The sequence below is a fragment of the Paenibacillus oleatilyticus genome, from assembly GCF_018998565.1.
Taxonomy (GTDB): domain Bacteria; phylum Bacillota; class Bacilli; order Paenibacillales; family NBRC-103111; genus Paenibacillus_G; species Paenibacillus_G oleatilyticus.
Map to the genome: position 1 here is coordinate 42,632 of NZ_JAHNZO010000001.1, position 25,558 is coordinate 68,189.

The 25,558-nt window shown below is 52.9% G+C and carries 26 protein-coding genes; 8 read left to right on the top strand and 18 right to left on the bottom strand.

Annotation, left to right across the window (positions count from 1 at the left end; translation table 11 throughout):
- Positions 1-220: 220 nt before the first annotated feature.
- From mscL to KQX66_RS00275, 12 genes are all read right to left on the bottom strand, one after another.
- Positions 221-682: a large conductance mechanosensitive channel protein MscL gene (mscL, locus tag KQX66_RS00225; RefSeq protein ID WP_216789642.1), complete on the bottom strand. Its 462-nt coding sequence runs from the start codon at positions 680-682 to the stop codon at positions 221-223.
- 165 nt (positions 683-847) lie between these two features.
- The gene (locus KQX66_RS00230; protein ID WP_216788441.1) at positions 848-1,489 is read right to left on the bottom strand and encodes a YcnI family copper-binding membrane protein; all 642 of its coding nucleotides are present in this window, start codon (positions 1,487-1,489) and stop codon (positions 848-850) included.
- 87 nt (positions 1,490-1,576) lie between these two features.
- Complete coding sequence (locus tag KQX66_RS00235; protein ID WP_216788443.1) at positions 1,577-2,251, bottom strand: response regulator; 675 nt, start codon at positions 2,249-2,251, stop codon at positions 1,577-1,579.
- The gene (locus KQX66_RS00240) at positions 2,251-3,066 is read right to left on the bottom strand and encodes a sensor histidine kinase (protein WP_216788444.1); all 816 of its coding nucleotides are present in this window, start codon (positions 3,064-3,066) and stop codon (positions 2,251-2,253) included. The genes KQX66_RS00235 and KQX66_RS00240 overlap by 1 nt, the downstream gene beginning before the upstream one ends.
- Positions 3,067-3,497: 431 nt before the next feature.
- Positions 3,498-3,611 (bottom strand): putative holin-like toxin, encoded by a 114-nt coding sequence (locus KQX66_RS38140; protein ID WP_368858138.1) that lies wholly within the window; start codon positions 3,609-3,611, stop codon positions 3,498-3,500.
- Between the two features lie 178 nt (positions 3,612-3,789).
- Entirely contained in the window at positions 3,790-4,740 is a 951-nt protein-coding gene (gene rbsB, locus KQX66_RS00245; RefSeq protein ID WP_216788445.1) for a ribose ABC transporter substrate-binding protein RbsB, read from the bottom strand.
- A 23-nt stretch (positions 4,741-4,763) separates the two neighbouring features.
- Positions 4,764-5,717, bottom strand: a complete 954-nt coding sequence (locus KQX66_RS00250; protein WP_216788446.1) for an ABC transporter permease — start codon at positions 5,715-5,717, stop codon at positions 4,764-4,766.
- Complete coding sequence (locus KQX66_RS00255) at positions 5,689-7,215, bottom strand: sugar ABC transporter ATP-binding protein (protein ID WP_216788447.1); 1,527 nt, start codon at positions 7,213-7,215, stop codon at positions 5,689-5,691. Before KQX66_RS00255 ends, KQX66_RS00250 begins: the two co-directional genes overlap by 29 nt.
- Positions 7,216-7,231: 16 nt before the next feature.
- Positions 7,232-7,627, bottom strand: a complete 396-nt coding sequence (gene rbsD, locus KQX66_RS00260; protein ID WP_216788448.1) for a D-ribose pyranase — start codon at positions 7,625-7,627, stop codon at positions 7,232-7,234.
- A 17-nt stretch (positions 7,628-7,644) separates the two neighbouring features.
- Positions 7,645-8,559 (bottom strand): ribokinase, encoded by a 915-nt coding sequence (rbsK, locus tag KQX66_RS00265; protein WP_216788450.1) that lies wholly within the window; start codon positions 8,557-8,559, stop codon positions 7,645-7,647.
- The gene (locus tag KQX66_RS00270) at positions 8,546-9,559 is read right to left on the bottom strand and encodes a LacI family DNA-binding transcriptional regulator (protein WP_216788455.1); all 1,014 of its coding nucleotides are present in this window, start codon (positions 9,557-9,559) and stop codon (positions 8,546-8,548) included. The genes rbsK and KQX66_RS00270 overlap by 14 nt, the downstream gene beginning before the upstream one ends.
- A 309-nt stretch (positions 9,560-9,868) precedes the next feature.
- On the bottom strand, positions 9,869-10,402 hold the full coding sequence (locus KQX66_RS00275; protein ID WP_216788457.1) for a collagen-like protein: 534 nt from the start codon (positions 10,400-10,402) through the stop codon (positions 9,869-9,871).
- A gap of 208 nt (positions 10,403-10,610) precedes the next feature.
- On the opposite strand from KQX66_RS00275, the gene KQX66_RS00280 reads away from it, so the two are divergent.
- The 8 genes from KQX66_RS00280 to KQX66_RS00315 all read left to right on the top strand — a co-directional run bounded on the left by KQX66_RS00280 (position 10,611) and on the right by KQX66_RS00315 (position 19,721).
- Complete coding sequence (locus KQX66_RS00280) at positions 10,611-11,651, top strand: YheC/YheD family endospore coat-associated protein (protein WP_216788458.1); 1,041 nt, start codon at positions 10,611-10,613, stop codon at positions 11,649-11,651.
- Between the two features lie 259 nt (positions 11,652-11,910).
- Positions 11,911-13,077: a glycosyltransferase family 4 protein gene (locus tag KQX66_RS00285; RefSeq protein ID WP_216788459.1), complete on the top strand. Its 1,167-nt coding sequence runs from the start codon at positions 11,911-11,913 to the stop codon at positions 13,075-13,077.
- A gap of 103 nt (positions 13,078-13,180) precedes the next feature.
- The gene (locus KQX66_RS00290) at positions 13,181-14,203 is read left to right on the top strand and encodes a mannose-1-phosphate guanylyltransferase (RefSeq protein ID WP_216788460.1); all 1,023 of its coding nucleotides are present in this window, start codon (positions 13,181-13,183) and stop codon (positions 14,201-14,203) included.
- Positions 14,204-14,210: 7 nt separating this feature from the next.
- Positions 14,211-15,164, top strand: coding sequence for a GDP-mannose 4,6-dehydratase (locus KQX66_RS00295; RefSeq protein ID WP_216788461.1), 954 nt, complete (start codon positions 14,211-14,213; stop codon positions 15,162-15,164).
- A gap of 41 nt (positions 15,165-15,205) precedes the next feature.
- Positions 15,206-16,549 (top strand): glycosyltransferase family 4 protein, encoded by a 1,344-nt coding sequence (locus KQX66_RS00300; protein ID WP_216788462.1) that lies wholly within the window; start codon positions 15,206-15,208, stop codon positions 16,547-16,549.
- A gap of 36 nt (positions 16,550-16,585) precedes the next feature.
- A complete protein-coding gene (locus KQX66_RS00305; protein WP_216788464.1) occupies positions 16,586-18,298 on the top strand; it encodes a DUF4214 domain-containing protein in 1,713 nt (570 codons plus the stop codon).
- A 36-nt stretch (positions 18,299-18,334) separates the two neighbouring features.
- A complete protein-coding gene (locus tag KQX66_RS00310) occupies positions 18,335-18,973 on the top strand; it encodes an acetyltransferase (RefSeq protein ID WP_216788466.1) in 639 nt (212 codons plus the stop codon).
- Between the two features lie 127 nt (positions 18,974-19,100).
- On the top strand, positions 19,101-19,721 hold the full coding sequence (locus tag KQX66_RS00315; protein ID WP_308646997.1) for a class I SAM-dependent methyltransferase: 621 nt from the start codon (positions 19,101-19,103) through the stop codon (positions 19,719-19,721).
- 15 nt (positions 19,722-19,736) lie between these two features.
- On the opposite strand, the gene KQX66_RS00320 is transcribed toward KQX66_RS00315, so the two are convergent.
- From KQX66_RS00320 to aepX, 6 genes are all read right to left on the bottom strand, one after another.
- Positions 19,737-19,883 carry a hypothetical protein gene (locus KQX66_RS00320; protein WP_216788469.1) on the bottom strand — a complete coding sequence of 49 codons (147 nt, stop codon included), beginning with the start codon at positions 19,881-19,883 and terminating at the stop codon, positions 19,737-19,739.
- 136 nt (positions 19,884-20,019) lie between these two features.
- On the bottom strand, positions 20,020-21,432 hold the full coding sequence (locus KQX66_RS00325) for an arsenic transporter (protein ID WP_216788471.1): 1,413 nt from the start codon (positions 21,430-21,432) through the stop codon (positions 20,020-20,022).
- Between the two features lie 185 nt (positions 21,433-21,617).
- The gene (locus KQX66_RS00330) at positions 21,618-22,364 is read right to left on the bottom strand and encodes a YheC/YheD family protein (RefSeq protein ID WP_216788473.1); all 747 of its coding nucleotides are present in this window, start codon (positions 22,362-22,364) and stop codon (positions 21,618-21,620) included.
- Complete coding sequence (locus KQX66_RS00335) at positions 22,345-23,496, bottom strand: 2-aminoethylphosphonate aminotransferase (protein WP_216788475.1); 1,152 nt, start codon at positions 23,494-23,496, stop codon at positions 22,345-22,347. The genes KQX66_RS00330 and KQX66_RS00335 overlap by 20 nt, the downstream gene beginning before the upstream one ends.
- 15 nt (positions 23,497-23,511) lie before the next feature.
- On the bottom strand, positions 23,512-24,657 hold the full coding sequence (aepY, locus tag KQX66_RS00340) for a phosphonopyruvate decarboxylase (RefSeq protein ID WP_216788477.1): 1,146 nt from the start codon (positions 24,655-24,657) through the stop codon (positions 23,512-23,514).
- Positions 24,654-25,553, bottom strand: coding sequence for a phosphoenolpyruvate mutase (gene aepX / locus KQX66_RS00345; RefSeq protein WP_216788480.1), 900 nt, complete (start codon positions 25,551-25,553; stop codon positions 24,654-24,656). Before aepX ends, aepY begins: the two co-directional genes overlap by 4 nt.
- Between the last annotated feature and the right edge of the window lie 5 nt (positions 25,554-25,558).

The window sequence follows — 25,558 nt, forward strand, 5'->3', positions numbered from 1 at the left end:
TTAACCATTTAGACGTTGTTCGAACCTTGTTACCCTTCAATCATTTACTTTTAAAACGAATGTAAGAGTCCGTTTGTTTCGTCCAATGGGATTCGATGTACTTAGGATATCCAAAATATCTTTAGAACAAATGGAGGTTTTTCTGAATTATTTCTTAAGAAAAAAGCCAGGCTCCCTAAGATTTCAAGCAGGAGCACAGGCTGTCTGAGCTGTAGGGGGGCTAAGCGCGTTCCGCAGCCGGAGCTTCGAGAACGGCGGTGCAGTATTTGCAGCGGGATGCTTTTTTGGGGATTTCTGACAAGCATTCCGGGCATTCCTTGATGTTTTCTTTCGGGTCGGGCTTGGCCTCTTCTTTGCGGCGGAACCGGTTGATCTGCTTGACGGCGATAAAAATAACGAACGAGACGATCATAAAATCGAGCAGCGTACTGAGGAACAATCCGTAGTTAAACGTGGCTGCACTTGCATTCTTAGCATCTTTAAGCGTCTCGTAGGACTTCCCGTCCAAGCTAATAAATAAATCCGTGAAATTCACCTTGCCGAGCAGCAGCCCGATCGGAGGCATGACCAGATCGTTAACGATCGACGTGACGACTTTGCCGAACGCGCCTCCGATGATCACCCCGATCGCCAGATCGATCATATTCCCTTTAATTGCAAATTCTTTAAATTCTTTCAAAATTTTTGACGGCATCCTATGGCTGTCTCCTTTTTTTGACGTGGTGTAGTTAGAATGGCGTTTTCACCAGTTTAACCGTTTTTCGGGGGAAAAGACAAGCCAAAAAGCCCATTTCCTATCGGAACGAAGGAAACGGGCCTTGCATGATAGCCGTCAGATAGTTGACGGCTAGGCTTTTCTGCGCATCAGCGAAACGATCAGCGCTGCGGCGCCAAGCACGACGCCCGCGATGGACAAGTAAAGCGGCGTTTGGGACGCGGTGGGAGCTTCGGATGCAGCCTTATCGGCCGCCGGTGCCGCAGGCGCCGTCGTATGGCCGTGGCTGTCCGTTCCGGCTCCGGCCGGTTTTGCGTTCACTTTCGTCACGGAAGCCGGTTTGTCCGAGCCGTCGGCGCCTACCCATTCGACGATACTGCCGTCTTTGTAGGTCTGGTACGCCTTCCACGTAATCGCGGTAGCGTTATCGGCTACTTTGCCCTGCATGTAAAACTCGCCGAATTCCGTGGCGCCCAAGCCTTCACCGGTAGCCGTCCATATTACGCCGGTAATTTTATTGTTCGCATCCTTCGTCAGCTCGTATTTCCAGCCCGGCTTCGGCTCGAAGCGGGAAATCGATACGGAGTCCAGTGGAAACTTCACTTCGACTTTTACCGTCGGAATATCTTTTTCCGTCGGCACCCGAACGGCAAATTTCTCATAGCTTCCCTGTGTCGTCTCTTTCGGCAGCACCGTGACATGCGCGCTGACAAAGCCTCCACCAAGCATGGAAGCGAGCAGGCCGAGCGCGAGCGCAAAACGCCATTTTTTCATAAATAAAAGCCCCTTTCTCTATAAGCGATCAGTTTATCCTACTGTACTGTATCGTAAACCGCTTATCGAAAGAATGGCTCGACCGGGCTATTTTCCCCCTTGTTTTTGTCCGATCTGTGTCAATCCGTGACGCACCGCATAAGCGGTCAGCTGCACCCGGTTGTCCAGCGCCAGCTTGGATAAAATGTTCTTGATATGGTTCTTGACGGTATTCTCCGTAATGATCAGCGTCTCGGCGATTTGGCGGTTGCTCTGCCCGCTGGCGACGCAGCTCAGGATCTCGCATTCGCGCTGGGAAAGCACGCCCGGCCCGATGTCGCTGGCCGCAGATTCCCCGGCCGAACGGAACGAATGGAACAGCCGGTCTGCCATGCCACGGGAAATTTCGCTGTTCTCGTCGAGCAAGCCGCGCAAGTAGGCAATCCAGTCGTCGGGGTCCATGTTTTTGAGCAGATAGCCTTGGGCCCCATGCCTTACGGCCGTAAACAGATCGGCCACGTCGTCGGAAACCGTAAGCATAACGATGCGGATGTGCGGATACAGCTGTTTAATCCGCTTGGTCGCTTCAAGGCCGCTCATTTCCGGCATCTGAATGTCCATCAGCACCAGGTCCGGCAAAAGCCGGCCGCACAGCTCGACGGCCTCGGCGCCGCTGCGGGCTTCCCCAATCCATTCGAAGCCGGTCTCCCCGTCGATCAGCGTACGGATGGCCCGGCGGGCTAACGGATGATCGTCGGCGATCAGCACCCGGTAATTCATCATCACAGCTTCACCTCCCGCAGCGGTCCGGTCACGATCAGCTCCAGCCCCTGCCTTTCCCTCGCCCGGATTTCCAGCTCCGCCCCCAGCTCCTGCGCCCGCTTGCGCATAATCGATACCCCGTACCGGTTCGGCCGCTGTCCGGCATCGCCCTCCATGCCTTTGCCGTCGTCGGCTATGCGCAGTCTCCAGCTTCGTCCGTCCTGCGTCGGGCCGAGCTCCACCTCTGCGTGGTCGGCATACGAGTGTTTGCGAATGTTCGTGAACGCCTCCCGGATAATGGAGAACAAAGGCACTTCCGCCGACGGCGATATCCCTTCCTCCGGAACGGTAATGCTGTGATTGACGGCGATGCCGCTCATGCTGCTCCATTCCTCCAGCCATGTCCGCAGACGCGAGCCGAAGTCGGCTCCTTCCTCGGGCGCCGTCCGCAGATTGAAGATCGCCTGCCGCAGATGGTGGTCGATTTCGGAAACGGCCGAGCGCGCCTCTTCGATCTGCCCTTTCTTCAACTGCACGTTCAGGAAAAACAAAATTTGCGCGATATTGTCGTGCAGCTCTTGGGCGAGCCGCTCGCGCTCCTCGTATACCGCCCGCTTCGATTGCTCGACGGCCAGCTTTGCGTTCATGGCCTCGATGCGGTTGAACATCCAGTTGCCGAACAAGAACGAAAGCAGCAGTGTAAGCAGCGTCATGTAGAAATTGCCCGTCTCCATGGACAGCACGTCCAGCAGAAAGTCGTGGCGTATATACTCGAATCCGCCAATGACCAGAGGCGGAAGCAGGATCGTCAATATTTTTAGCTTGCGCATCGACATAAAATTATTCCATCGCCTTTCTTCCTATGTTAATCCATCGCTGTTTCCGTATCCATTATATACCGATCAGCCGCAAGCTTCGAGACAAATTCGGCGGAATGGTAAGCAGGATTAATAAAAATAGCGTTGTGTCGCATTCCATTTGCGAAAAAACTCATCTTTTTTGAGAAAATAAAAAAGGAGCAAAGTATTCAGTTTAATGCACAGAAATATATTCAAAAGGTATTGTCTGGACCATAAAACAGGAGTAAAATAAAGTGTAGTACTTTATTTGGCATTAACAACTGAATTTTTAGCACATACTAAAAAGGGAATGCAGATGCCGTTAACATCTAACATTCCCCTCACGTATCACAATAGCCGCTTTTAAGGGCGGTTGGCTTCAAAGGGTATGCCGAAGAATAGACCGTTTACCTTTGCGAGAGGGCGGTCTATTTCTTTTTCTGCGAAAGTTCGATGATCTTTATAATCAGCGTTAGCAGAGCAATTAAAAGTCCACTAGAGCTAATAACTATAATCATAACGTCTTTCACGTCCATTGGCATCACCTCCCTTCCGAGAGGTTAGCCGACCGCCCATAAAGCCATTCTATTGTGATTGGATTATTATACCATAACATAGAATGGAGGAATAGAAAAAAGAGGACAATCCCGTGGCTTTTGCTCCGCTCCGGGGATCGTCCTCTTTCCATATAAAGCGTTTCTTTTGGCTAAACGCTATGGCTTATTTTTTTGTAATCAGTTCCAAATCAACAGGAATCGAAGCTTCCACTTTCTCGCCTTTCGTTACCTTCACGGCCGTTTTTACCGCTACATCGCCGATGGCTGCCGGCTTTTGCGCTACCGTCGCGGCCATTTTGCCTTCGTTTACGGCTTTCACCGCATCGTCGGTCGCGTCGAAGCCGACGACGACAATGTTTTTGCCGGAGGCTTGAATCGCTTGCAGCGCGCCCAGCGCCATCTCGTCGTTGTGAGCGAATACGGCCGCAACGTCCTTATTCCCTTGCAGGATGTTTTCCATAACGGACAGCCCTTTGGCACGGTCGAAGTCGGCCGGCTGGGAAGCGGCCATTTTCACGCCGTCTTTGCCGTCCACGGCATTGTGGAAGCCTTTGCCGCGGTCGCGGGCTGCCGAGGTTCCGGCGATGCCTTGCAGCTCAACGATGTTGCCTTTGCCGCCGATTGCTTTAAGAATGTAGTCGCCGGCCATCTGTCCGCCCTTGACGTTGTCGGATGCGATGTGCGAGACGACTTGACCGCCGTTCGCCGCGCGGTCGATGGTGATTACCGGAATGTTGGCTTTGTTAGCTGCCTCAACCGCGGTAATTACCGCTACGCTGTCGGTCGGATTAATCAGGATAACGTTTACTTTTTTCTGAATCAGGTCCTCGATGCCGCTGATTTGCTTCGAGGTATCGTTCTGCGCGTCGACGACGACCAGATCGGCTCCGGCTTCCTTCGCCGCTTTCTCGGCGCCTTCTTTCAACGTGACGAAGAACGGGTTATTGAGTGTGGAAATCGAGAGACCGATGGTTGTTTTGCCGGAAGCGGCGCCTCCCTCTTTCTTCGGCTCGGCCGTCTTCGCTCCGCCCTCCAGATTGGACTTGGTGGAGCAGCCGGCGGCTACCATGACGAATACCAGCAGCAGCGACAGAACCATGTACATTTTTTTCATGTTACTTTTCCCCTTTGCTTTTTTTATTTGGCGGCTTTGGAACGGTCCAGCAGCACCGCAATCAGAATGACGGCGCCCTTCACGACCAGCTGATAAAAGGATGAAACGTTCAGCAGGTTCAGACCGTTGTCCAATACGCCTATGATCATGGCGCCGATCAGCGTCCCCACCAGCCAGCCCCGTCCGCCGGATAGGCTGGTTCCTCCGAGGACAACCGCGGCAATCGCATCAAGCTCGTAAGAGGTGCCTGCCGTCGGCTGCGCGGAGTTGAGTCTGGAGGTGAGTATAATTCCGCTTAAAGCTGCCAATAATCCGCTTACCGAATAAACCATGACTTTGATTCTGGAAGTATTGATCCCGGAAAGCCAAGTCGCTTCCTCATTGCTTCCCAGCGCGTAAACGCGCCGCCCAAAGGTCGTATATTTCAATATAATGAACAGGATGATAAAGGTCAGGACCATCCAAACGATCGGCATCGGAATTTCGAGAAAATACCCTTTCCCGATGATGGCGAAATCTTCGTGCAGTCCCGTAATCGGCCGGCCCTGTGTATAGACGAGCGTCAGGCCGCGGTAGACGGTCATGGTCGCCAAAGTCGCGATGAAGGGAGCAACCTTCCCTTTGGTGACCAGCAAGCCGTTGACAGCACCGAACACCGCTCCGCAGCCAAGGCCGATCAGCATGGCCAGCCACGGATTCATGCCGGAGGCCATCATACCCGCCGTAAACGCGCTGGACAGTGCCAGAACCGCTCCGACGGAAAGGTCGATTCCTCCGGTCAGAATAACGAACGTCATCCCGAACGCGATCAAGGCGTTGATGGAAATTTGCCTAAGCACGTTGAAAATGTTGGTCACGGTCAAAAAGTCGCTGTTGATCACCGACAAAACGACGACGATTAAGGCGAGTCCGAGCAGCGGACCCAGGCTGAACGCTTTGCCTGCCCGCTTACCGCCCGCTTTCGCTTCCGTTTGCATGATGCTTTCCTCCTCCTGTCGCGCAGTGCATAATTTTTTCTTGCGTGGCTTCCCCTCGGGCGAACTCTCCGGCAATCCGGCCTTCGTGCATCACCAGAATGCGGTCGCTCATGCCGAGAACCTCCGGAAGCTCCGACGAAATCATCAGAATAGCTACGCCTCGGGAGACTAATTGATTCATCAAATCGTAAATCTCCTTCTTCGCGCCGATGTCCACCCCGCGGGTCGGCTCGTCCAAAATAAACACCTGCGGATTCGTTTCGAGCCACTTGCCGATCACGACCTTCTGCTGATTTCCGCCGCTCAGGGAGCCGACCTTCTGCTCGCCGTTCGGGGTCTTGATCAGCAATTGCGAGATGAGCCGGTCCGAGATGCCGGTTTCTTTGCTGCGGCTGACAAACCCGAATGAGGAAACGTCCTTCAAATTAGGCAGCGAAATGTTGTCCTTCACGGACAAGTTCAACAACAGTCCTTCGTCCTTGCGGTCCTCCGTGACCAGCGCGATGCCCGCGCGGATCGCATCGACCGGCTTGCGGATGGCGACGGGCCGGCCGTCGACGCGGATTTCTCCCTGGCGGGCCGGCGTCACCCCGAACAAGGCTTTGGCCAGCTCGGTTCGGCCGGCCCCCATCAGACCGGCGATGCCGACGATTTCCCCGCTGCGTACGGCGAAGGAAATGTCTTGCAGCTTGCCCGGCAGCGACAGGCCGTTAACCTCCAGCTTAGGCTCGCCGACGGCAACGTCGATTTTTGGGAAACGGTCTTTGATTTCCCGACCTACCATCATTTTGACCAGCTTGTCGATATTCGTATCCGCTACGCGGTCCGTCCCTACCGTATGCCCGTCTCTCATGACAGTGACCCGGTCGCAGATGCGGAAAATTTCCTCCATCCGGTGGGAGATGTAGATCATCCCGACGCCCTTGGCTTTGAGCGATTCGATCACCGTAAAGAGCGCTTCGATCTCACGGTCGGTCAGCGCCGCCGTCGGCTCGTCGAGCACGAGAATTTCCGCATTCATGGAAAGCGCTTTAGCAATCTCGATCATTTGCTGCTGTCCGACGGACAGCTCGCCTGCGATGATGCCGGGATCGATGGACAAGCCGAGCTGGGACAAGAAGCGAACCGATTCCTGCCTCATTTTGCTCCAATTGATCATCCCGCTCCGGCCGTAAGTGAATTCCCGCCCGAGAAAAATATTTTCCATCACCGTCAAATGCGGGATTAAGTTCAATTCCTGATGAATCATGGCAATGCCCAAGCTTTGCGCCATGGAAGGAGAAGCGATCTCGCAAGGCGTCCCCTTCAGGATCACGGTTCCGCCGTCTCTGCGGTGAATGCCGCCGAGGATTTTCATGAGCGTCGATTTCCCCGCGCCGTTCTCCCCCATCAGCGCGTGCACTTCCCCGCCGGTCAGGTTGAACGTTACCTGATCCAGCACGCGGACGCCCGGGAAGCTCTTGCTGATGTCGTTCATTTCCAGCAGGTATGTCGTCATGACGGCCACTCCTTTCTTAAAAGATCACGCCGGCCTGCAGAACGATGTTCGCATATGGTGTAAATTCGCCTGTCCGAATAACCGCTTTCGCTTCGTGCGTAAGCTTCTTCAACTGCTCGTGGCTGACCGTTCGAACCGGGATGCCCTTCATGACGGCTTCCAGCTCCTGCTGGAACCGCGGGCTGGCCCGCTCCATTTCGTCCGCAACGAACGCGGCCTCCACTTCCATCTCTTCAAGCACGGTGGACAGCGTCTCCAGCAGGGAAGGCACGCCCTGCTTCAAAGCCAAATCAATCCGCCGCACATGATCGGGAATCGGCAGTCCGCTGTCGCAGATGACTACCGTGTCCGTATGGCCCAATTTGCTGATCACTTCGGAAATTTCGCTGTTGATGATTCCGATTTTTTTCATGATGGTTTCCCCTCCGCTCACCCGTTAAAATCGAGCACTTCCTGCAGCGTGGGCATCCCCGGCTGAGCCCCGAATTTCGTCACGGCAAGCGCCGAAACCTTGGCCGCGAACGATACGGCTTCTTCTAGGCTTTGTCCCAAAGCAAGCGAATAAGCCAGCCCTGCGTTAAACGAATCACCGGCCCCGGTCGTATCCACGACCTCCATGACATATCCGGGAACGCGGGTCAGCGTACTCTCCTGCGCCATAAACGCGGAGCCTTCCGCGCCGAGCGTCGTGATCACGTGCCGGGCGCCCATGCCGGCCAACTCCCGCATCGCGGCTTCCAATTCGCCGCCCTCCGCGGAACGCCCGGTCAGCAAGGCCAATTCCGTCCGGTTCGGGGTAATATAGTCGACGTTGCGCAGCAATTCCTCCGGCAGCTTCTGCGCCGGGGCGGGGTTCAATACGACCGTGCACCCGCAAGCCTTCGCCACTTGTGCCGCATGCGCAACGGTATCCACGGGAATTTCCATCTGAAGCAGCACAATGTCCGCCGTGGCGATAACTTCCCGGCAAGCGTCGATATGCGCGGGCAGCAGCGTATGATTTGCACCCGGCAGGACGACAATACTGTTATCTCCCTGACAAACGTAAATACTGGCAACTCCTGTAGCCGCTTGCTCCGCGACCCGTACCGTATCCATGCCCACGTTCTCGGCTTGCAGCGCTTTCACCAGCTCTTGCCCGAAGCTGTCGGTACCGACCGCACCGACCATCGTCACGGCCGCGCCCAGTCGGGCCGCCGCCACGGCCTGGTTCGCGCCCTTTCCTCCGGGAAGAAAACGGATGCCGTGTCCAAGCATCGTCTCCCCCTGCTGCGGATACCGGTCCGCCTCGATGACAATATCCATATTCAAGCTTCCGATCACAACGATTTTAGGAGCTTTCATGTCCGTTCCTCCTTAAGGTCGACTCTCTGGGCACGAGCGCGACGTCCAGCTCATACGTCTGGTCCGCTTCCAGCGTGCCTTCGATTTTCTTGATCAAAATCCGCGAGACAAGCGCGCCCATCTCATAGATCGGCTGGGCGACCGTCGTCAGCTCCGGCTGCGTAATCTCCGTCATGCCGATGCCGTCAAAGCCGCATACCGCCACTTGCCCGGGCACTTGCACGCCCATCCGGTGAAGCGCCTTGAGCGCGCCTACCGCCATCAGGTCGTTCCCAGCAAAAATCGCGTCCACATCGGGATGGCGCTCCATCAGCAGCTCCGTCGCCCGGATTCCGCCTTCGATCCGAAAGTCTCCCTGGATCATGAAGGTCGGCGAATACCAGTCCAAATGCTTCACGGACTCCTCATACCCGGCCAGCCGCTCCTTGGCCGTAATGAATTCCTGCGGGCCGTAGATGTGGGCGATTTTCCGGCAGCCCATGCCTAGAAGATGCTCGACGGCCAGCTTCGCGCCTTCCCGATTTTTGGAGCGGACCACGCTGCACGATTGCTTCGGCGGCACCCGGTCGAGGCAAACGACGGGGATGCCTTTCTTGGTCATCTGCTCGACATCCGCGGAATCCAGCGTATTGGAAGCAAAAATAATGCCGTCGATATATTTTTTCTTCAACACCTCAATATAGGACTTCTCCTTAACCCCTTCGTCGTCGGAGTTGCACAAAATCACCGTATACCCGTACATCGAGGCAACATCCTCGACGGCCCGGGCCAGCTCCGGAAAGAAGGGGTTGGAAATATCCGGAAGAATCAAGGCGATGGTGTTCGTCTTCTTTCCGGCCAATCCCCGGGCCACCGCATTCGGCTCGTAGTTCAGCGCTTCGATGGCTTTTTTGATTTTCTGCTCCGTTTCCACGTTCACATAGCCGCTTTTGTTCAAATACCGGGAAATCGTCGCAACGGACACGCCCGCCAGCTTGGCTACATCCCGAATGGTTGCCATACTTCCTCACCCCTGCTATGTGGTACCGGTTACATATCGATTAAAAAAAATAGCATATACTGCTAATTCATTTTTATAAAATATGATAATTCTCACCTGTTCAAGTATGTGGTACCGGTTACACATACAATATAGCACTCCGCTGGAAAGGAATCAACCTCTTTTTTGTGACAGATTGCGGAACGGCCTGCCAAGCTTCTCTGCTGCAGCAAGGCAGCATAAAGCGGCGCCCCGCTCTACGCGGAAACGCCGCTTACGCTCTTCCCTAACGGGTATCGATGGGGTCTGGCGCGATTCTTAGTCCGCCCGTCAGGTTAGCTTCTCGATATAAAGCGATGCGCTTACCACCGGCGTGCCGCCTCCGATGGTGCTTTGCAGGGTCAGAGCCCCCATATTGTCAATCCGATGCAGCGTCAGTACGCCGCCAGCCGTTAAGTTAGTAACGACCTGCCCCGTGTAAGGCTGGTTTCCTGCGTTGGTGCCATAGTTGCTGCACAGGACCAGGGTTGCCGGAGCCGGACCCGCACCGTCCGGATCGAAGAATAATCCGAACGCGTTATTGCCCGGTGTCGGGAACACTTCCCAGTTGATGTGATAAATGCCGGTTTCGAGAATGTTAATTGTGGAGGTCGGGGTAAAACTGATCGCCGTGCCATTGACGAGAGAACTATTGAACGAGACGACCCCGCCTTGCCCACCCGGGGTTAACGCTGCAGCAATGGTTTGGTCTACCGTACTGCACAGAAAAGCAAATGAGGTGATCCTTGCCGGACCTTGCGGTCCTTGTGGTCCTTGTGGACCCTGCGGTCCTGGAGGGCCTGGAGGGCCCGGTATTCTACCCATACGTATTCACTCTCCTTTTTGATTTCACAAACAATGTACTCATTACGACCGCCTTTAGACAGGGTGGATGCCCATATATTCCTAACTTTTTTTCTGCAGTCTCATGTAGACGCCTGTTTTCTATCCAATTGTATTGTTGTCCATGCATTTTCAATGCGGCTACATACCTTGTTTACAACTCACTTTATAGCGATAAAGGAGAGCGCATATGAAGAAGAAAAGCCGTACTGTCATAACCTTCGGTATCATGGTCGCGAACCCCAGGCAGAGAATGTATGTTCTAAAAAAATATCTTGCCCGCAAAACTGCTGATATGAGACTATTCTGTTTCACGCCGTCCGAGATTGATTGGAAACGGAAAAGCATCCTCGGCCTTCATCATTCGAACTGGAAGTGGGTACAGCACCGGTTTCCTTTCCCTGAAGTGGTATATAACCGCTGCTACACGACGAAAAAGACGACCATTCAAAGGCTCGAGGCCGTCATCGGGAGCAACAAATGCTTCAATCAGCAAAATCGATTCGACAAATACGAGATCTATAAGCTATTAAGCCAACCGCTCGCTCCGTATTTGCCCGAAACCGTTCTTTATGACCGGGAGACCGCGGCACAGCTGCTGGGAACTCATAAAGTACTGTATGTGAAGCCTTGCTGCGGATATCAGGGGAAAGGGGTGTACCGTGTCGAGGCGAAGGAATCGGGAGAGATTCATATGAGCCAGCATTATTTTTTGCCACAATTGATCGCTGCAGACGTCCCGCACTACCAAACGAAGCTGGACGAACTTCTTGGGTCCGCCCGTTACCTGATCCAACAAGGGATCGATTTGCAGCAATGGAATGAACAAGTATTCGATATCCGGGCGCTTGTTCAAAAAGACGAGTCGGGCGTATGGTCGGTCACGAACGTCGTCAGCCGGATCGCTAACAAAGGCTGCTTTAATACGAGCATCTGCGCTCAAATTTGTTTGTCCGAAGAAGTGCTTCGCCATTTGTACCCGCAGGAGAAGGTCGACGCCTTCCTTCAATCGATACGCGACATCAGTCTGAGAGCCGCGGAAACCGTAGAGTCGGGTACTGGCCTGCATCTGGGCGAGCTTAGCGTCGATTTTGCGTTGGACAACGACGATCGGCTGTGGATCATCGAGGTGAACGGAAAGCCGCAAAAAGAGATCTATGACCAGTTCTCCGGCCAAGACGCGGTTTATAAGCGTCCGCTGGAATATGCATCCTATTTGCATACCCATTAACCATTGCATTGGTCCAGTATATGGGTAAAAGCTTGGCAAGGTTATACGCCTGTTCTTTTCTGTGCGATAAAAATTTTTCCGGCTACACCGGCAGCCTGTCATCCATCGATGGCAGGTTTTCGTTTGTGCGAAAATCAGGGCCACGTCAAAATTATTCCGACTGGGACATCCGTCGTGCCGATGAAGAGGCCTATCCCATATGTTAGTACATACCAATACATGAACCTGACTAACTTTGTCCTCAAGGAGAGATCGCGGAATGAAAATTTTGATATGGAGCTACATGTTTTCCATCGGAGGCGGGGGCAGGCTGCTGACGAATTTGGCGACGGCGCTCGCCCGGCAGCCTGGCGTGCAGTACGTCCGGGTCGTTTTGTCGGCTCAGACCGGTTTTAAAGACAGAGTCAACACGCAGCAGCATCCCAAAATTGACATTGTATACTGCGAAGAGGACATTCGGAACACCCCGAATCATCCGTACATTGCCGATTGCGACGTCGTGTACGTATTTTGGCCGCACGGTCCGGCATTCGTCGACTTTCACAAGCCGACCGTCATTACGTTTCACGATGCCACCATCTTCGATTACGTCCCGCCGTTCACGCCGGGATCGGTTGTTCGCGAGCATTGGGAGAAAGCCAAGGTCTGGCTGGAAAGAAGTACACATGTCGTCGTTTCTTCCGAACATGTGAAGTCGCGACTCGTCGCACATTTCGGTCCGGCATGCCAACCGACCTTCCTGATTCCGCATGCGATTTCGCCGTCCAAAGTTTTCGAGAATCCGGCGCTGGACTCCGCACTCGCTCAGAGCTACCCGTTTCCCTACTTCATTTATCCGGCCAATACGTCGCCGCACAAAAACCATTACAATCTGCTGCTCGCTTACTCGCGTTTCTCCCGCCGCAGCCAGCACCCGCTGCTTCTGATCGGCTACAATACGGAGATGCTAAGGAGCGTTCCGCCCTACTGGCCGGAGTTGGCTTCGATTCCGACCCTGGTCTCGCTAATCAAACGATTGGGGCTCCAAATCGATAAAGATGTCTTCCCGCTCGGGCTGGTGCTGGACCAGTTGGTCGCTCCGTTAATCAGGAACGCCTACGCCCTGATTATGCCGAGTCTTGCCGAGGGAGGAGGCAGCTATCCGGTGGAGGAGGCGCTCAGCATGGGAACACCGGTCTTATGCTCGGACATCCCGGTCATGCGTGAGCATCTGGCGCGACGGAGCGCGGAGGTCGCCTGGTTTAACCCCGAATCGCCGGACGATATGACCCGCGCGATGGAGAGCTTGGCCGACAACTACGCGCGCTACAAGCAATCCGCTGTCCTGGGCATGAACGACCCGACGATCTCCTGGGACGATATTGCCAATCATTACATCGCCGTATTTCAATCTGCCCATTTCCTTTATCGCGGGTATTACTTGTAATTTGTACGATTATACGGGGGACAGTCGACGTTCCGATGAACCGGCCCGCCCCAATATATTAAACGGAGGCGGAATGATCAACTGCATAAGGAGGATGAGACCGATGAAAATCATGATCATGGCCGGCGGGCAAGGGACGAGATTTTGGCCGCGCAGCGTCAAATCGAAGCCGAAGCAATTCCTCTCCCTAACCTCCGAACAAACCATGCTGCAGCAAACGTACCGCAGATTTCTCCAGTATGTGCCGGGCACGTCCATCTATGTTGTGACGACCAAGCAATACAGCGGGCTTGTTCACGAGCAGCTTCCCGAGCTGAAGCAGGAACACCTCATTATGGAGCCTGAGCCGAAGGATACGGCTCCTTGCGTCGCTTTGTCGGCGCTGCACTTTTTGCAAAAAGGGGAAGACGACGTTCTGGTAACGACCCCGTCCGACCAATACATCCCGGAAGGAAACAGCTTGTGGGAGGCGCTGAAGCAAGCGGAGATCGTCGCCAGATCAGGCCCTTCGATCGTTACCTTGGGGATCGTGCCGACCCGGCCTGAAACCGGATACGGCTATATCGTGACGGAAGAGCCGACGGCAGAGGGGCAGGCGGTTGCTGCAAAAGCCTTTATCGAGAAGCCCCCCCTGGAGCGGGCCAAGCAATTGATAGAGCAAAAGAACGTGTACTGGAATAGCGGCATTTTCATCTGGAAGCCATCGACCATCGCCCACTACATGAGCCGCAGTCAAAAGGACATGTGGACGTTGCTCGAAGGATGCGGCGGGCAGTGGGAAGACGTCTATTCGCGCTTGCCCAAAATATCCGTCGATTACGCCATCTTGGAGAAAGCTTCGTCAATCTATACGATCCCCGTTCATTTCGAATGGGACGATATCGGCTCCTGGACCTCGCTGGAACGCGTGCATCAACCGGATGACCAAGGAAACATCGTGATGGGAGACGCCTCCCCTCTCTATACGAGCAACAGCATCGTCTATACGGAGAACCTCAAGACCGTTGTCATCGGAGTCAAAGATTTAATCATCGTCTCGACCCCCGACGGCCTGCTCGTATGCGACAAAGCCCACGAGCAGCATATCCGGGACGCGCAGAAATTTATGGACGTTAAAGGAGGATAACGAACTTATGAAGGTGCTTATTACCGGGATTTCAGGCTTTGTCGGAAGCCATCTGGCGGAGTATCTGCTGCGGGAGCATGAAGTCGTAGGGACGATCCGCCAGCGAAGCCGACTGGATCATATCAAGCATTTAAAGGATCTTCAATTGGTCGAATTGGTCGAGTGCGAGCTGCGCGATCCTTTTTCCGTCGAGGCCCTGATCGCCAGTGTGAAGCCCGACCGGATCTTTCACCTGGCCGCCCAAAGCTTCGTCCCGACCTCCTGGAACTCTCCGGTGGACACGATCTACAATAACGCCGCCAGCCAAATCAACATTATGGAAGCCGTCCGGCGAATCAAGCCCGACTGCAAAATCCAAATCGCCTGCTCCAGCGAGGAATACGGCCACGTCGAAGCCTACGAGGTGCCTATCAAGGAAACGAACCCGCTTCGGCCGCTCAGCCCGTATGCCGTCAGCAAAGTGACGCAGGAGTTTTTGGGCTATCAATATTACAAAAGCTACGGTCTGAATATCGTCATGACCCGGACCTTCAATCACACGGGACCGCGCCGGGGAGAAAACTTCGTCACTTCGAACTTCTCCAAGCAAATCGCCGATATCGAAAAAGGCAAACAGCCCCCAGTGCTTTATGTCGGCAATCTGCAAGCCAAGCGGGACTTTACGGACGTCCGGGATGTCGTACGGGCGTACTGGCTGGCGCTGGAGAAAGGCGTGCCCGGGGAAACGTACAACATCGCTTCCGGCTCCTGCATTACGATCGAAGAAATGCTTCAGAAGCTGCTTGCGTTCAGCAAGGTAAAAATCGAGGTCAAGGTCGATCCAGCCCGTCTGCGTCCGTCAGATGTGGAAATATTGCTGGGGGATTATCGGAAATTCCATGAGACGACGGGGTGGAAACCAGAAATTCCATTGGACCGTACGCTCAATGATCTTCTGAATTATTGGCGCTCCTTCCCTTAAGGGGCAGACAACAGATCCATTCCAGTCTGGAGATGACCGCCATGCGAAAGAAGAAAACCCGACGCGCTTCGGGCCCTCGGGGCTACAAGCGGGCTGCATCCAAAGCCTCCAGGAGACCGAAGCGCAAAAAGGCGCCGCTATCTGCCGGAAAACGGGGCCGGAGAAGGCGTTCAGGTCTTCGTCAGCATCGAAAAGTCGCGAGCCGCAAGCGAAAAAAGAGTACTCGCCGGCCCAAGGGGGCCAAGGCCGTTCACCCTTCTCCGTCCGCTGCAGCCCCTCCCCCCGCCGGGGTGAATTTGGTCGGCTTAATCCGCGCGGAGACCGGCATCGGCGAATCCGGCCGATTAGCTGCCCGGGCGCTGCAGACGACGAGGATTCCGTTCGGGATATTGAACTGCCCCGTATACGGAGACTACCGCAACGAAGATATGACGTGGGCGCATAAAGAAACGCAGGGGCCCGCCTATAACGTGAACATTTTCCACGTCAACGGGAACACGCTGAAGCATGTCGTCGACCACTTTGGCGCTTCCCTTCTGCACGGACGCTACAATATCGGCTTCTGGCACTGGGAGCTTCCGGAGCTTCCCGATTTTTACGCCGAAGGCTTCCAGTTCCTGCAGGAGGTGTGGGCGCCGTCGGTCTATGTGGCGGCCAATATTGCCAAAAGGTCCCCGATTCCCGTCATCCATATCCCGCACGGCATCGAAGTAGCTCACGATGCGGCGATGAACCGGGCCTACTTCGGCTTGCCGGACAACCGGTTTTTGTTCTGCTCCATGTACGACACGCAGAGCTTTCAGGAGCGGAAAAATCCGCTTGCCGTCATTGAGGCGTTCAAGGCGGCTTTCGACAGGGACGATCCGTCCGTCGGTCTCGTCGTCAAAGTGAACAATGCGAGAGTGAAGCCGGACGATATGTCCCTGCTGCATCGCGTGGCTGACAGCTTCCCTCAAATTATCATTATGGACCGCACGCTTGCGCGTCATGAAGTGAACGCCTTGATCGCTTGCACCGACAGCTTCGTCTCGCTGCACCGCGCCGAAGGCTTCGGCCTCGGCTTGGCGGAAGCCATGTATCTGGGCAAGCCGGTGATCGGCACGCACTGGTCGGGGAATACGGATTTCATGACTTCGGAAAATTCGTGTACGGTCGGGTACAAGCTTGTACAAGTAGGAACAGACCACGGACCTTACGGCGCCCATCAAGTATGGGCCGATCCCGAAATCGGCCAGGCGGCCGGACATATGCGCAATCTGGTCCGGCATCCCGATTGGCGGCGCCAGATCGCCGCCGCCGGACAGCAGACGATCCGCACCCGGTATTCGCCCTCTGCCGTCGGCCGCTTGATCGAGCAGCGCCTGGCCCATCTCGGCTTGTTATAGAGGCAAGAAAATTAAATGGTAAAGGAGGTTTGTCGTATGGACATAATCAACTTAAGATTGAGCAGCGCCCGCTTTACGAAAAAGCTGAAGCATGCGCCAACGCTCCGCTTTACGGACATTTTGCGCAATCTGCTGCTGCTGGAAGGCGAGGAGTTCATCTGGGAGCTGTATCGGCAGTTTTTTTTCCGGGATGCCGATCCGGAAGGCTTTCAATCGCATTTGAACGGGCTGAACGCCGGCGTGCCGAAAACCAACTTCCTGCTCTATTTCCTGCAAAGCGGCGAAGCCGAACGTCTGTACAGCTCGTCCCAATCACCGGCGAAATATCCCCGTACGACGTTCATCGGCATTTTTCACCGGATTAATCATGTGACCGATGTGGAATTCGTGCATTACTTATATCAAGACTTGCTGCTGCGCCAGCCCGATCTGCCGGGACTTCACAGCCATATTCACCATCTCTCACTCGGCTTGCCCCGGGTCCGGCTGCTTTGCAGCTTTATCGAATCCGGAGAGTTTCGGGAGAAAATACATGCGGTACCCACGTTAGCTGCGCCGCTGCTTCCCCATGCGCCATTCTTTAAGCATATCGGCATATTTCTCGGGTATCAGCCCAAGATTCATCTGGACGGGGAAGGCATCGGGCGATTTGTCGTCCGACTGACGGAAGGCTTGCTGTTGAACGCTCCGGACGTTATGATCCACGTTACGACGACGGAGCATAATTTTGAGGAAGTGGAGAAATTGTTCCAAGCCTTCGCCTCGCTCTATCCGGACCGGCTGTTTATGCATCACTTTTCAAGCGTCCCTTGGTTGAACCAGCATCTCCCGGTTGATGTCTGGTGCGTGCCTTATGTAGGAATGGATATGGCCTTGCAGCTTGAGCGTCCGGTTGTTTTATGCATTCACGACCTCGTGTACACGCATTTTCGGGAGCTGTACGTGCGCAAGCATCCGAAATTGGTTCAAGACTTGGACGCGAACGTTCATGCCATGGCGAACAAAGCGGTTAAAGTGGTCTTCAACTCGGCATACGTTCAAAATTATGACGGCCTCGGTTACTTGCAGCTCCCGCTTCATAAAACGCAGGTGATCCGATTGGCCGCCCCTGTGGAGGAATACCGCAATCTGGGATTGTTGGCCGAAGGAGCTTTTCGCAGCAAGCATCAATTGTACGGGGAGTACCTCGTGTTCCCTTCCATCATCCGGGCGCATAAAAATCACGACCGGCTGCTGGAGGCTTTTCTGAATTACAGGCAGTCCCCCGAAGGCCGGGCTTCCAAGCTGAAGCTCGTTCTGACGGATCATTACCGCCACAGACCGCTGGAACACGAAATCGCCAACGTGCTGGGACGGTGCTGGGATCATGAAGCTTTGAACAGCATCGTGTACTTAAGACTCCCGTCCGGCGATATGCCTTCGCTGTATAAATATGCAGCGGGAACGATCGTGCCTACGCTTTTCGAAGGGAGCTGTCCCTTCCCGATTCTCGAGTCGTTGACCGTCGATACGCCGGTAGCGATCAGCCGGATCGAGGTCGCCAGAGAAGTCATCAGCAATATGAACGCGTTCGTCACGTTCGATCCGTACTCGGTGCCTGAGATGACCGCCGCCATCGCACAGCTGTACCACAACCGCCATTCCTTGGTCGCCCAAGAGAAAGCCGCCATCCGGGGAACGCTGCAGCGTACGTGGTCCGATGTGGCGCAGGAATATTACCGGCTATTTCAAAGCCTCATTCACCGTTGACCGGGATCGGCTGAATCGCGAGGAGGTGGATTCCGTATGACGGGGGTACGCAAAGTGGTCGTTATCGGCTCAGGAGGGCATGCAAAAGTCGTCATCGATATTCTGAAGTCCGACCCTACGGTACGCCTGGCAGGCTGCACAACCAAAGCGCCGGGCACCGAAGTGTCGGGCATACCTGTCCTTGGCGACGATTCCGTGCTGCCGCGACTGTACGAGGAAGGCATCCGGCACGCGTTTGTCGCCATCGGAGACAACCGGCTGCGCGAGAAGCTGTGCCGGGAGACGGCCGAGGCCGGCTTCGGGCTCGTCAATGCCATTAGCCCGCGCGCCTATATCGCCGAATCGGTGCAGCTCGGAAGCGGAATCGCCGTTATGGCCGGCGCCGTCATTCACGCTGAAGCGCATATCGGCGATTACGCCGTCATCAATACGAACGCGTCGGTTGATCACGAATGCCGGATCGGCACCGCATGCCATATCGCGCCGGGCTCGGCCTTGTCCGGGAACGTGACGGTCGGAACGGGCACCTTGCTCGGCACGGGAACGAAGGTGATCGACGGCATCCGGATCGGTGCATGGTCCGTCGTCGGAGCCGGAGCTGCCGTTGTCCGTGACATTCCGGACGATTGTACGGCCGTCGGCGTTCCGGCGCGAATCATAGAACAAAGAAACTAAGGCGAAGACGCTTCCTCCGCATCAGGCGAATGGAGGCGTCTTTGTTGTCTGGAATTAGATATATTGTTGCTTGGATGATTATGAGCCTTTTAGGTTAAATTATGTCTCGTGACTAACTCGAAAGACGGTGAGTTTCATTACGACTTCATTTTCGCCCCGGCTTTATCACTGGTTTGTCCGGCCGAAATGGTTTACCAAAAAATATATTCACGACCACATTCGATCGTATTTTACGCTCGAAAACAGATCCGTTCTGGATTTCGGCTCGGGTACCGGTGCCAATTGCTCCATGTTCCATCCGTTATATTATAATGGGATCGACCCGGATGCCGGGCGAATTCGTTACGCTCAGCGATTGTATCCCCAACATCAATTTCAGGTACTCGAAAACAATACGATCCCATTTCCGCGGGAATCGGTCGATTACATTCTGATTATCGCTGTACTGCACCATATTTCTTCCGAGGAAATCTCCAGATACATGAAGGAATTTCAGCGTATTCTTAAACCAAACGGAACGATTATCGTAATGGAGCCTTGCTTGTGCAAGAAAAAACCGATATGTAGCCGGTTTATGAAATGGTACGACAAAGGGGAGTATCTTCGTAACGAAGTACAATACTTGCAATTGTTTCAAGACCACGATTATGAATGTACGGTTCTCGAACGATTCCGCAAATGTTTCTTATATCATGAGCTATTTTTTTCGGCCAAGCCCAAAGGTCAAAATAAAACCTCACCGGAATAGGTGAGGTAAAACGCCTTATCGGAATAACCGAAATCCCCGCACGCCTTGCAATACGTTTCTGCGGCTGCCGTTGCGTCTTGCTACGCCGTAGGCGACAGCACCGCCTGCCGCTAATGCCAGAAGCGACACCGTTGTCCATGTTCCAAACATTTTTCCATTCATGATTGATATGATCGCTCCTTAAGAACAGGATAGGCTAATGCCCTTAACCATGAGTAGTTTACGATGGATTCGACAAAATCATTCGTTCCATATTTGGGTTCGGAGACATTGAGGATCACAATAGAGTCAACCCGAATTAAATGTTTTGTTGTCTGCCTTTCCCCACCTTACTCCCTAACACCGCTCTCACGATCATCCCTATAACAGCCAGAACCACGGCAATCGTTATCGTAGCAATCCATACGTTCGCGTGACTGGCTTGCAGCAGATAAAGCCATAAATAAAGACTTATGAGCGTAATAAACAAGGTAGGAACGGTTAAAATAATACCGATTTTAAAATAGTAGCCCCAGCCGATTTTCATGTTTTTCGCAGATAATACATGCAGCCATAGCAGGGTGGCCAACGAGCCGATCGGAGTAATTTTGGGTCCCAAATCGGAACCGATCACATTAGCATAAATTAACGCCTCACGAATGAAGCCCTGGGTTTCCGTCCCCTTAATGGCCAACGCGTCGATCATGACCGTCGGCAAGTTGTTCATAATCGACGACAGGACAGCCGCGATGAACCCTGTTCCAACGGCAGCCGCGAACAGTCCGTTGTCTGCGACGGCTTGGATGACGCTGCCCAACGCATCGGTTAGCCCGGCATTTCGCAATCCATAAACCACCACATACATGCCGATGGAGAAGACGACAATTGACCAGGGAGCCTCTTTAACAAGCTTCCAGGTATGAATGGCCGGGCTTTTTCTCGCTGCTGCAAGAAAGGCGATGGCGGCGATCCCCGCAATAACCGATACGGGAACGGAGAACAACCCGCTTGCGAAATAAGCGATGAGCAAAGCCAGCAATATGACCCAAGACCATTGAAACAGCTTCCTATCCTTAATAGCTTCACTTGGCCTTTTGAGCCGGGCGGTAGGATAGCTCCTCGGGATACTTTTGCGAAAATACAGGTACAGCACAAGAAGACTCGCCAGAATGGAAAAGAAATTAGGAACGAGCATACGGCCTGCATATTCCGCAAAGCCGATGCCGAAATAATCGGCAGATACGATATTGACCAGGTTGCTCACGACCAATGGCAAGGAAGCCGTATCGGCAATGAATCCGCTCGCCATAACAAACGGCAAAACCATTTTGTCCTCAAACCGAAGCGCCCGGACCATAGCAAGCACAATCGGCGTCATGATCAAGGCTGCGCCGTCATTGGCAAACAAGGCAGCAACCGCCGATCCGAGCAAAATGATGCTGATAAACATGAGCATGCCGTTGCCTCGTGCAAGGCGCGCCATATGTAACGCCGCCCACTCAAAAAAACCGACTTCGTCGAGCACCAATGAAATTAAAATAATGGCTACAAATGTCAAGGTGGCATTCCATACAATGCCGGTTACGGTGGCAACATCCGCGAAGCTTACCACGCCGAACAGTAAAGCAAGGACAGCTCCCGCACTTGCCGACCAGCCGATATTCAATCCCTTGGGCTGCCAGATAACAAATGTTAGAGTGATCAAAAAGATAAGAAACGCAGTGACAGCCATATTCTCCTCCATCCTATTCGCAAACGCGATTAAACCCCGGATTATAGAAAGTGCAAAATGAATATATATCAATTCAATTATATAATCAATTGGTTATATAATGAAAAAAAATTGTAAACATCCTATAGACATGGGAAAGCCCCTCAACGAATTAAATTGTTGAGAGGCCCACAGTTCATTACTTGTTACGTCCGCACCGATTTTTTATATGCCCTAATTCGCCAATACATGGTTCTATCTTTTACTTTAAGAAAATGGGACATGGACGGGTACAGATTGGCTTCAATGATCCACGGATGGCCTTTCAGATCAAATCCCACATCCAAACCGTAAATACGATGGCGTGGAAATAGAACACTCAATCTTCTGGCCGCTCTTAAAGAAACTCGATCCATCTTCCACTGCAATCTTTGCGAAGAAAGATGTTTAATTGTCGATTTTTGAATAGCCTTCTTCACTGGAAGCAATCTTCCTTTGCTTCTCTCATTATTCGAGACGATATAGCCTCTGCCTGCAACTTTGGCGATCTTCGCCGTTACTTTCCATTTACTGGAGTACTCTTTCCGCTGTATGATAACCCGCATATCAAAAGGACAGCCGCCTATGGTCGGACGAGTAATTCTCCGTTGTATCATATAACGGGTGTTCCTGATTTTTCTTTGGATATATTTATAAGTGTTTTCTTTCCCATGTATCTTGATTTGGACATTCTCAAAATGCAAAGCATACGTATTGCCGCCTAGCGATGATACTTGAATGATGCCGCGCCCCCGGCTGCCTCTTACCGGCTTCAAGATGACATGCTGGTAGTTGGAAACAAGCTTCCAAAGAGCAGATTTCGACATCATTTTCGTTTTCGGCACATAGGGTGCCAACCGTTTGTATTTTTTCAAGAACCAATATTTCAGCCACTTATCTTTTGTCGCCGACATCACCCGTCTCCTCCTCACGCTTTGCAAAACCGATGCTTTGAAGATAGTGCTCAAGCCGTTCCAGGAACGTTTCGATATCTTGATAAGTAATATCCCCCATCGTTGCGATTCTGAAAGTATTCAATCGATCGAGTTTACCAGGATAAATGGTGATCCCTTCGCTGTAAAAATAGTCGTGCATCTCTTGAAAATGAAAGGCGGCGCAATCCGGTTCGAGGATGGAAGTGACGATTTTGGCGTGATATTGTTCGGGGACGAGGTAAGTTAAACCCAGCCGGGTGATGCCTTTAATGAGCGTGGTCCACGAATTCACATACCTTTCGTATCGTTCCTTCACGCCTTCCTGCTTTAATTCCTCAATCGCTTGTTTAAGGGCATACAGAGTTTGCACAGGCGGCGTAAATCGCATTTGCCGCTTTTCCGAAAAATATTTATACTGCGCATAAAGATCCAAATAATAATTTCTCGGCTTTTTGTGCTTCAGGCTCTCCAATTTGTTTTTTTCCGCTACGACAAAGGAAACTCCCGCCATGCCCTGCAGATTTTTATTGGAGCTTGCGGCCAAATAACGGACATTCATTTCCTTCATCTGAATCGGAACAGCGGCAAACGAACTCATGGCATCCACGATCATGTCGATTCGATACCGCCCGCACAATTCGCCAATCGCCTTGATGTCGTTAAGCAGACCGGTGGTCGTCTCGTGATGCACGACGGCGAGATGCGAAATCGCACGACCGGAGGCTTGCATGAACCTTTCCAGAGCATTCAAATCAATCGCATCATCCGAAGGGCTTTTAAACTCCAGATAATGGATTCCGTAGGCATCCGCAATCTCACATATCCGTTTCCCATACGCCCCGTTATTGATGACCACGACTACATCTTGTTCCGCCAGGACCGAGCTGATCATGGATTCAACCGCCGCCGTGCCGGAGCCGCCGAACAAAACCGTCGTATAATGATCCGGATCGGCGACCAATCGGGTCAGCTCTGCGGAGATATAGGCCATCAAATCGCCGAATTCCGGTTCGCGGGGACAAATATCCGGTACCACCTGCGAAAGCTTCACGCTATCGCTTGTTGTCGCTGGCCCGGGATTAAGCAAAATCATCCTCTTCACAGCCCGCATCCTATTCCCTCTTCCCTACTGTCCGATAGTAGCCTGCTTCAAAAACCGCTGCAGCCGTTCCTTTACTTCGTAAGGCTTCATATGGGGACGTCCAAGCTGCTCCTTGGCTTGTTTACATATTTTCATATATAGAAAAGTCAATCCTTTTGTTTGTTTCCATTCTTTTAAGGCGAATTCCATTTCTTCCAAATTATGAATATATAGCGACTTCGTGTAGCCGCAGGAAGCGGCAATCGTGACGAAATCGCTGTTATGGGATACCGTGCTTTGTCCTCCTGTCGATTCATGCGCGTTGTTGTCAAGCAGAATATGAATCATATTGGGCGGGTGGTAGTAACCGTTTGTAGCCAAGCTTCCCATTCGCATAAGCAAGGAACCGTCTCCGTCAATCACCACAATATCCCTGCCGCTTTGGGTCAATGCCAACCCAAGTCCAAAAGAACTGATGCAGCCCATGGAGCCTACCATATACAGGTTATGATCGGCATCTTCGATTTCGTATAATTCCCGCCCGGTTTTGCCGGTTGTGGCAAGCTGTACGGTCTTGCTGTCCTTCAAAGCATTGATGACGGTCAAAGCTTCATACCGCGTCGGCATCTGAAGCTCCGCATGACGGTGCGTTCTGAGTTGATTCACATGGACCGAGGATTGTTGTTTTCGCAGCACCTCTTTCTCGAACGTCCCTTTGCGAACGACAAAGAAAAAGGAACGGTTGTTCGCGATATGCTCGTCAGCCTCTTCCAGTTGACGCTTGGCTTCTTCCAAATCATTCGATAAATACTGCCATTCCACTTGCATCAAATCCAGCAGACCGGTTGTAATTCTGCCCATCAGTTCATGCTGAGGCTCATCGGGAATACCCGGCTCCCCGCGAAGACTGACAAATCCAAGCAGCGGAATCCGGAACGGATAGGTGAGGGAGGTCAATGGGGATACGGCATTGGTCAGACCCGAATTTTGCATGAGCACAACCGACTTCTTTCCCCCCACAAAGGCACCGGATGCAATGGCGACCGCATCCCCTTCATTCGCTGCTGCAACATATTCGCATTCGTTGATGGCATAATTGATTAAATTTTTCAGAAAAGAGCACGGGACACCGCTGAACAGCTGAAATCCCAAATTTTTCATTTCCTGTCCAAATAATTTTGTGTCGATCATAAGCGTTCATCCGAATCTTTTTCCGTGGAAGGAAGATATTTTTGCTCCGCTGCCTGAAGCTCCTCGGCCCTTTGAAGCCTGAACACTTCCTCAAGCGTAGCGACACCGCTTTCTACATGGATAAGGCTCTTCTCCTGAAAAATTTGGCTGGATACTTTTTTCATCGCCTCGATCGAGGCCCGCAAATTATGGTTTGCCCAGATGACGAGGCTGATCCCGAGCTCCTGGAACCGGGCTGTCGGAGTGGTGTAATATTTGGTAGGCACGATCACGACCGGCAGTCTTCCGCCCCATTCCTTCATAAACGATTCGATTTCCACGGTATCCGATCTCTTGCTGTGAATGAGAACGGCATCGGCACCCGCCTGCCGGTAAGCCTCCGCTCGCCGTAATGCCTCTTCCAGCCCCCATCCTGTAATGAACGCCTCCACTCTTGCCACGACGACAAAATCTTCGTCCGATTGCGTATCTTTCATCGCTTTAATTTTGCCGCAAAACTCATCCACATCGGCAAGCGGTTGAGCTTTGGCATGAATGAAGGAGTTGGTTTTCGGAAAGAGCTTATCTTCGATACAAACGCCTGCAATTTGGCGTTGTTCCAATTTTTTCACCAATCTCCTGGCATTGTTGAAGTTTCCGTAGCCGGTATCCCCGTCAAGCAAGATCGGAATCGACGTGGCGTCGCTCATAAATTCCAAAACATCCAGCACCTGCGTCCAGGAAGCTTCATTGTTGTCCCTAACTCCCAATGCTGCGGAGATGGATAATCCGCTGGCCCAGATTCCTTTGAACCCGGCCTCTTCGGCAATGGCAGCCGACAGCCCGCTATGGGCTTCCATGATAAACTCCAAATGTTGCGAGTGAATCATTTGTTTTAGCTGTTTTGTCTTTTTCATTGGCC

Excerpts from the sequence above, each read along its gene's own strand:
- KQX66_RS00230 (WP_216788441.1), bottom strand. The coding sequence starts at position 1,489 with ATGAAAAAATGGCGTTTTGCGCTCGCGCTCGGCCTGCTCGCTTCCATG.
- KQX66_RS00235 (WP_216788443.1), bottom strand. The coding sequence starts at position 2,251 with ATGATGAATTACCGGGTGCTGATCGCCGACGATCATCCGTTAGCCCGC.
- KQX66_RS00240 (WP_216788444.1), bottom strand. The coding sequence starts at position 3,066 with ATGTCGATGCGCAAGCTAAAAATATTGACGATCCTGCTTCCGCCTCTG.
- KQX66_RS38140 (WP_368858138.1), bottom strand. The coding sequence starts at position 3,611 with ATGCCAATGGACGTGAAAGACGTTATGATTATAGTTATTAGCTCTAGT.
- rbsB (WP_216788445.1), bottom strand. The coding sequence starts at position 4,740 with ATGAAAAAAATGTACATGGTTCTGTCGCTGCTGCTGGTATTCGTCATG.
- KQX66_RS00250 (WP_216788446.1), bottom strand. The coding sequence starts at position 5,717 with ATGCAAACGGAAGCGAAAGCGGGCGGTAAGCGGGCAGGCAAAGCGTTC.
- KQX66_RS00255 (WP_216788447.1), bottom strand. The coding sequence starts at position 7,215 with ATGACGACATACCTGCTGGAAATGAACGACATCAGCAAGAGCTTCCCG.
- rbsD (WP_216788448.1), bottom strand. The coding sequence starts at position 7,627 with ATGAAAAAAATCGGAATCATCAACAGCGAAATTTCCGAAGTGATCAGC.
- rbsK (WP_216788450.1), bottom strand. The coding sequence starts at position 8,559 with ATGAAAGCTCCTAAAATCGTTGTGATCGGAAGCTTGAATATGGATATT.
- KQX66_RS00270 (WP_216788455.1), bottom strand. The coding sequence starts at position 9,559 with ATGGCAACCATTCGGGATGTAGCCAAGCTGGCGGGCGTGTCCGTTGCG.
- KQX66_RS00275 (WP_216788457.1), bottom strand. The coding sequence starts at position 10,402 with ATGGGTAGAATACCGGGCCCTCCAGGCCCTCCAGGACCGCAGGGTCCA.
- KQX66_RS00280 (WP_216788458.1), top strand. The coding sequence starts at position 10,611 with ATGAAGAAGAAAAGCCGTACTGTCATAACCTTCGGTATCATGGTCGCG.
- KQX66_RS00285 (WP_216788459.1), top strand. The coding sequence starts at position 11,911 with ATGAAAATTTTGATATGGAGCTACATGTTTTCCATCGGAGGCGGGGGC.
- KQX66_RS00290 (WP_216788460.1), top strand. The coding sequence starts at position 13,181 with ATGAAAATCATGATCATGGCCGGCGGGCAAGGGACGAGATTTTGGCCG.
- KQX66_RS00295 (WP_216788461.1), top strand. The coding sequence starts at position 14,211 with ATGAAGGTGCTTATTACCGGGATTTCAGGCTTTGTCGGAAGCCATCTG.
- KQX66_RS00300 (WP_216788462.1), top strand. The coding sequence starts at position 15,206 with ATGCGAAAGAAGAAAACCCGACGCGCTTCGGGCCCTCGGGGCTACAAG.
- KQX66_RS00305 (WP_216788464.1), top strand. The coding sequence starts at position 16,586 with ATGGACATAATCAACTTAAGATTGAGCAGCGCCCGCTTTACGAAAAAG.
- KQX66_RS00310 (WP_216788466.1), top strand. The coding sequence starts at position 18,335 with ATGACGGGGGTACGCAAAGTGGTCGTTATCGGCTCAGGAGGGCATGCA.
- KQX66_RS00320 (WP_216788469.1), bottom strand. The coding sequence starts at position 19,883 with ATGAATGGAAAAATGTTTGGAACATGGACAACGGTGTCGCTTCTGGCA.
- KQX66_RS00325 (WP_216788471.1), bottom strand. The coding sequence starts at position 21,432 with ATGGCTGTCACTGCGTTTCTTATCTTTTTGATCACTCTAACATTTGTT.
- KQX66_RS00330 (WP_216788473.1), bottom strand. The coding sequence starts at position 22,364 with ATGTCGGCGACAAAAGATAAGTGGCTGAAATATTGGTTCTTGAAAAAA.
- KQX66_RS00335 (WP_216788475.1), bottom strand. The coding sequence starts at position 23,496 with ATGCGGGCTGTGAAGAGGATGATTTTGCTTAATCCCGGGCCAGCGACA.
- aepY (WP_216788477.1), bottom strand. The coding sequence starts at position 24,657 with ATGATCGACACAAAATTATTTGGACAGGAAATGAAAAATTTGGGATTT.
- aepX (WP_216788480.1), bottom strand. The coding sequence starts at position 25,553 with ATGAAAAAGACAAAACAGCTAAAACAAATGATTCACTCGCAACATTTG.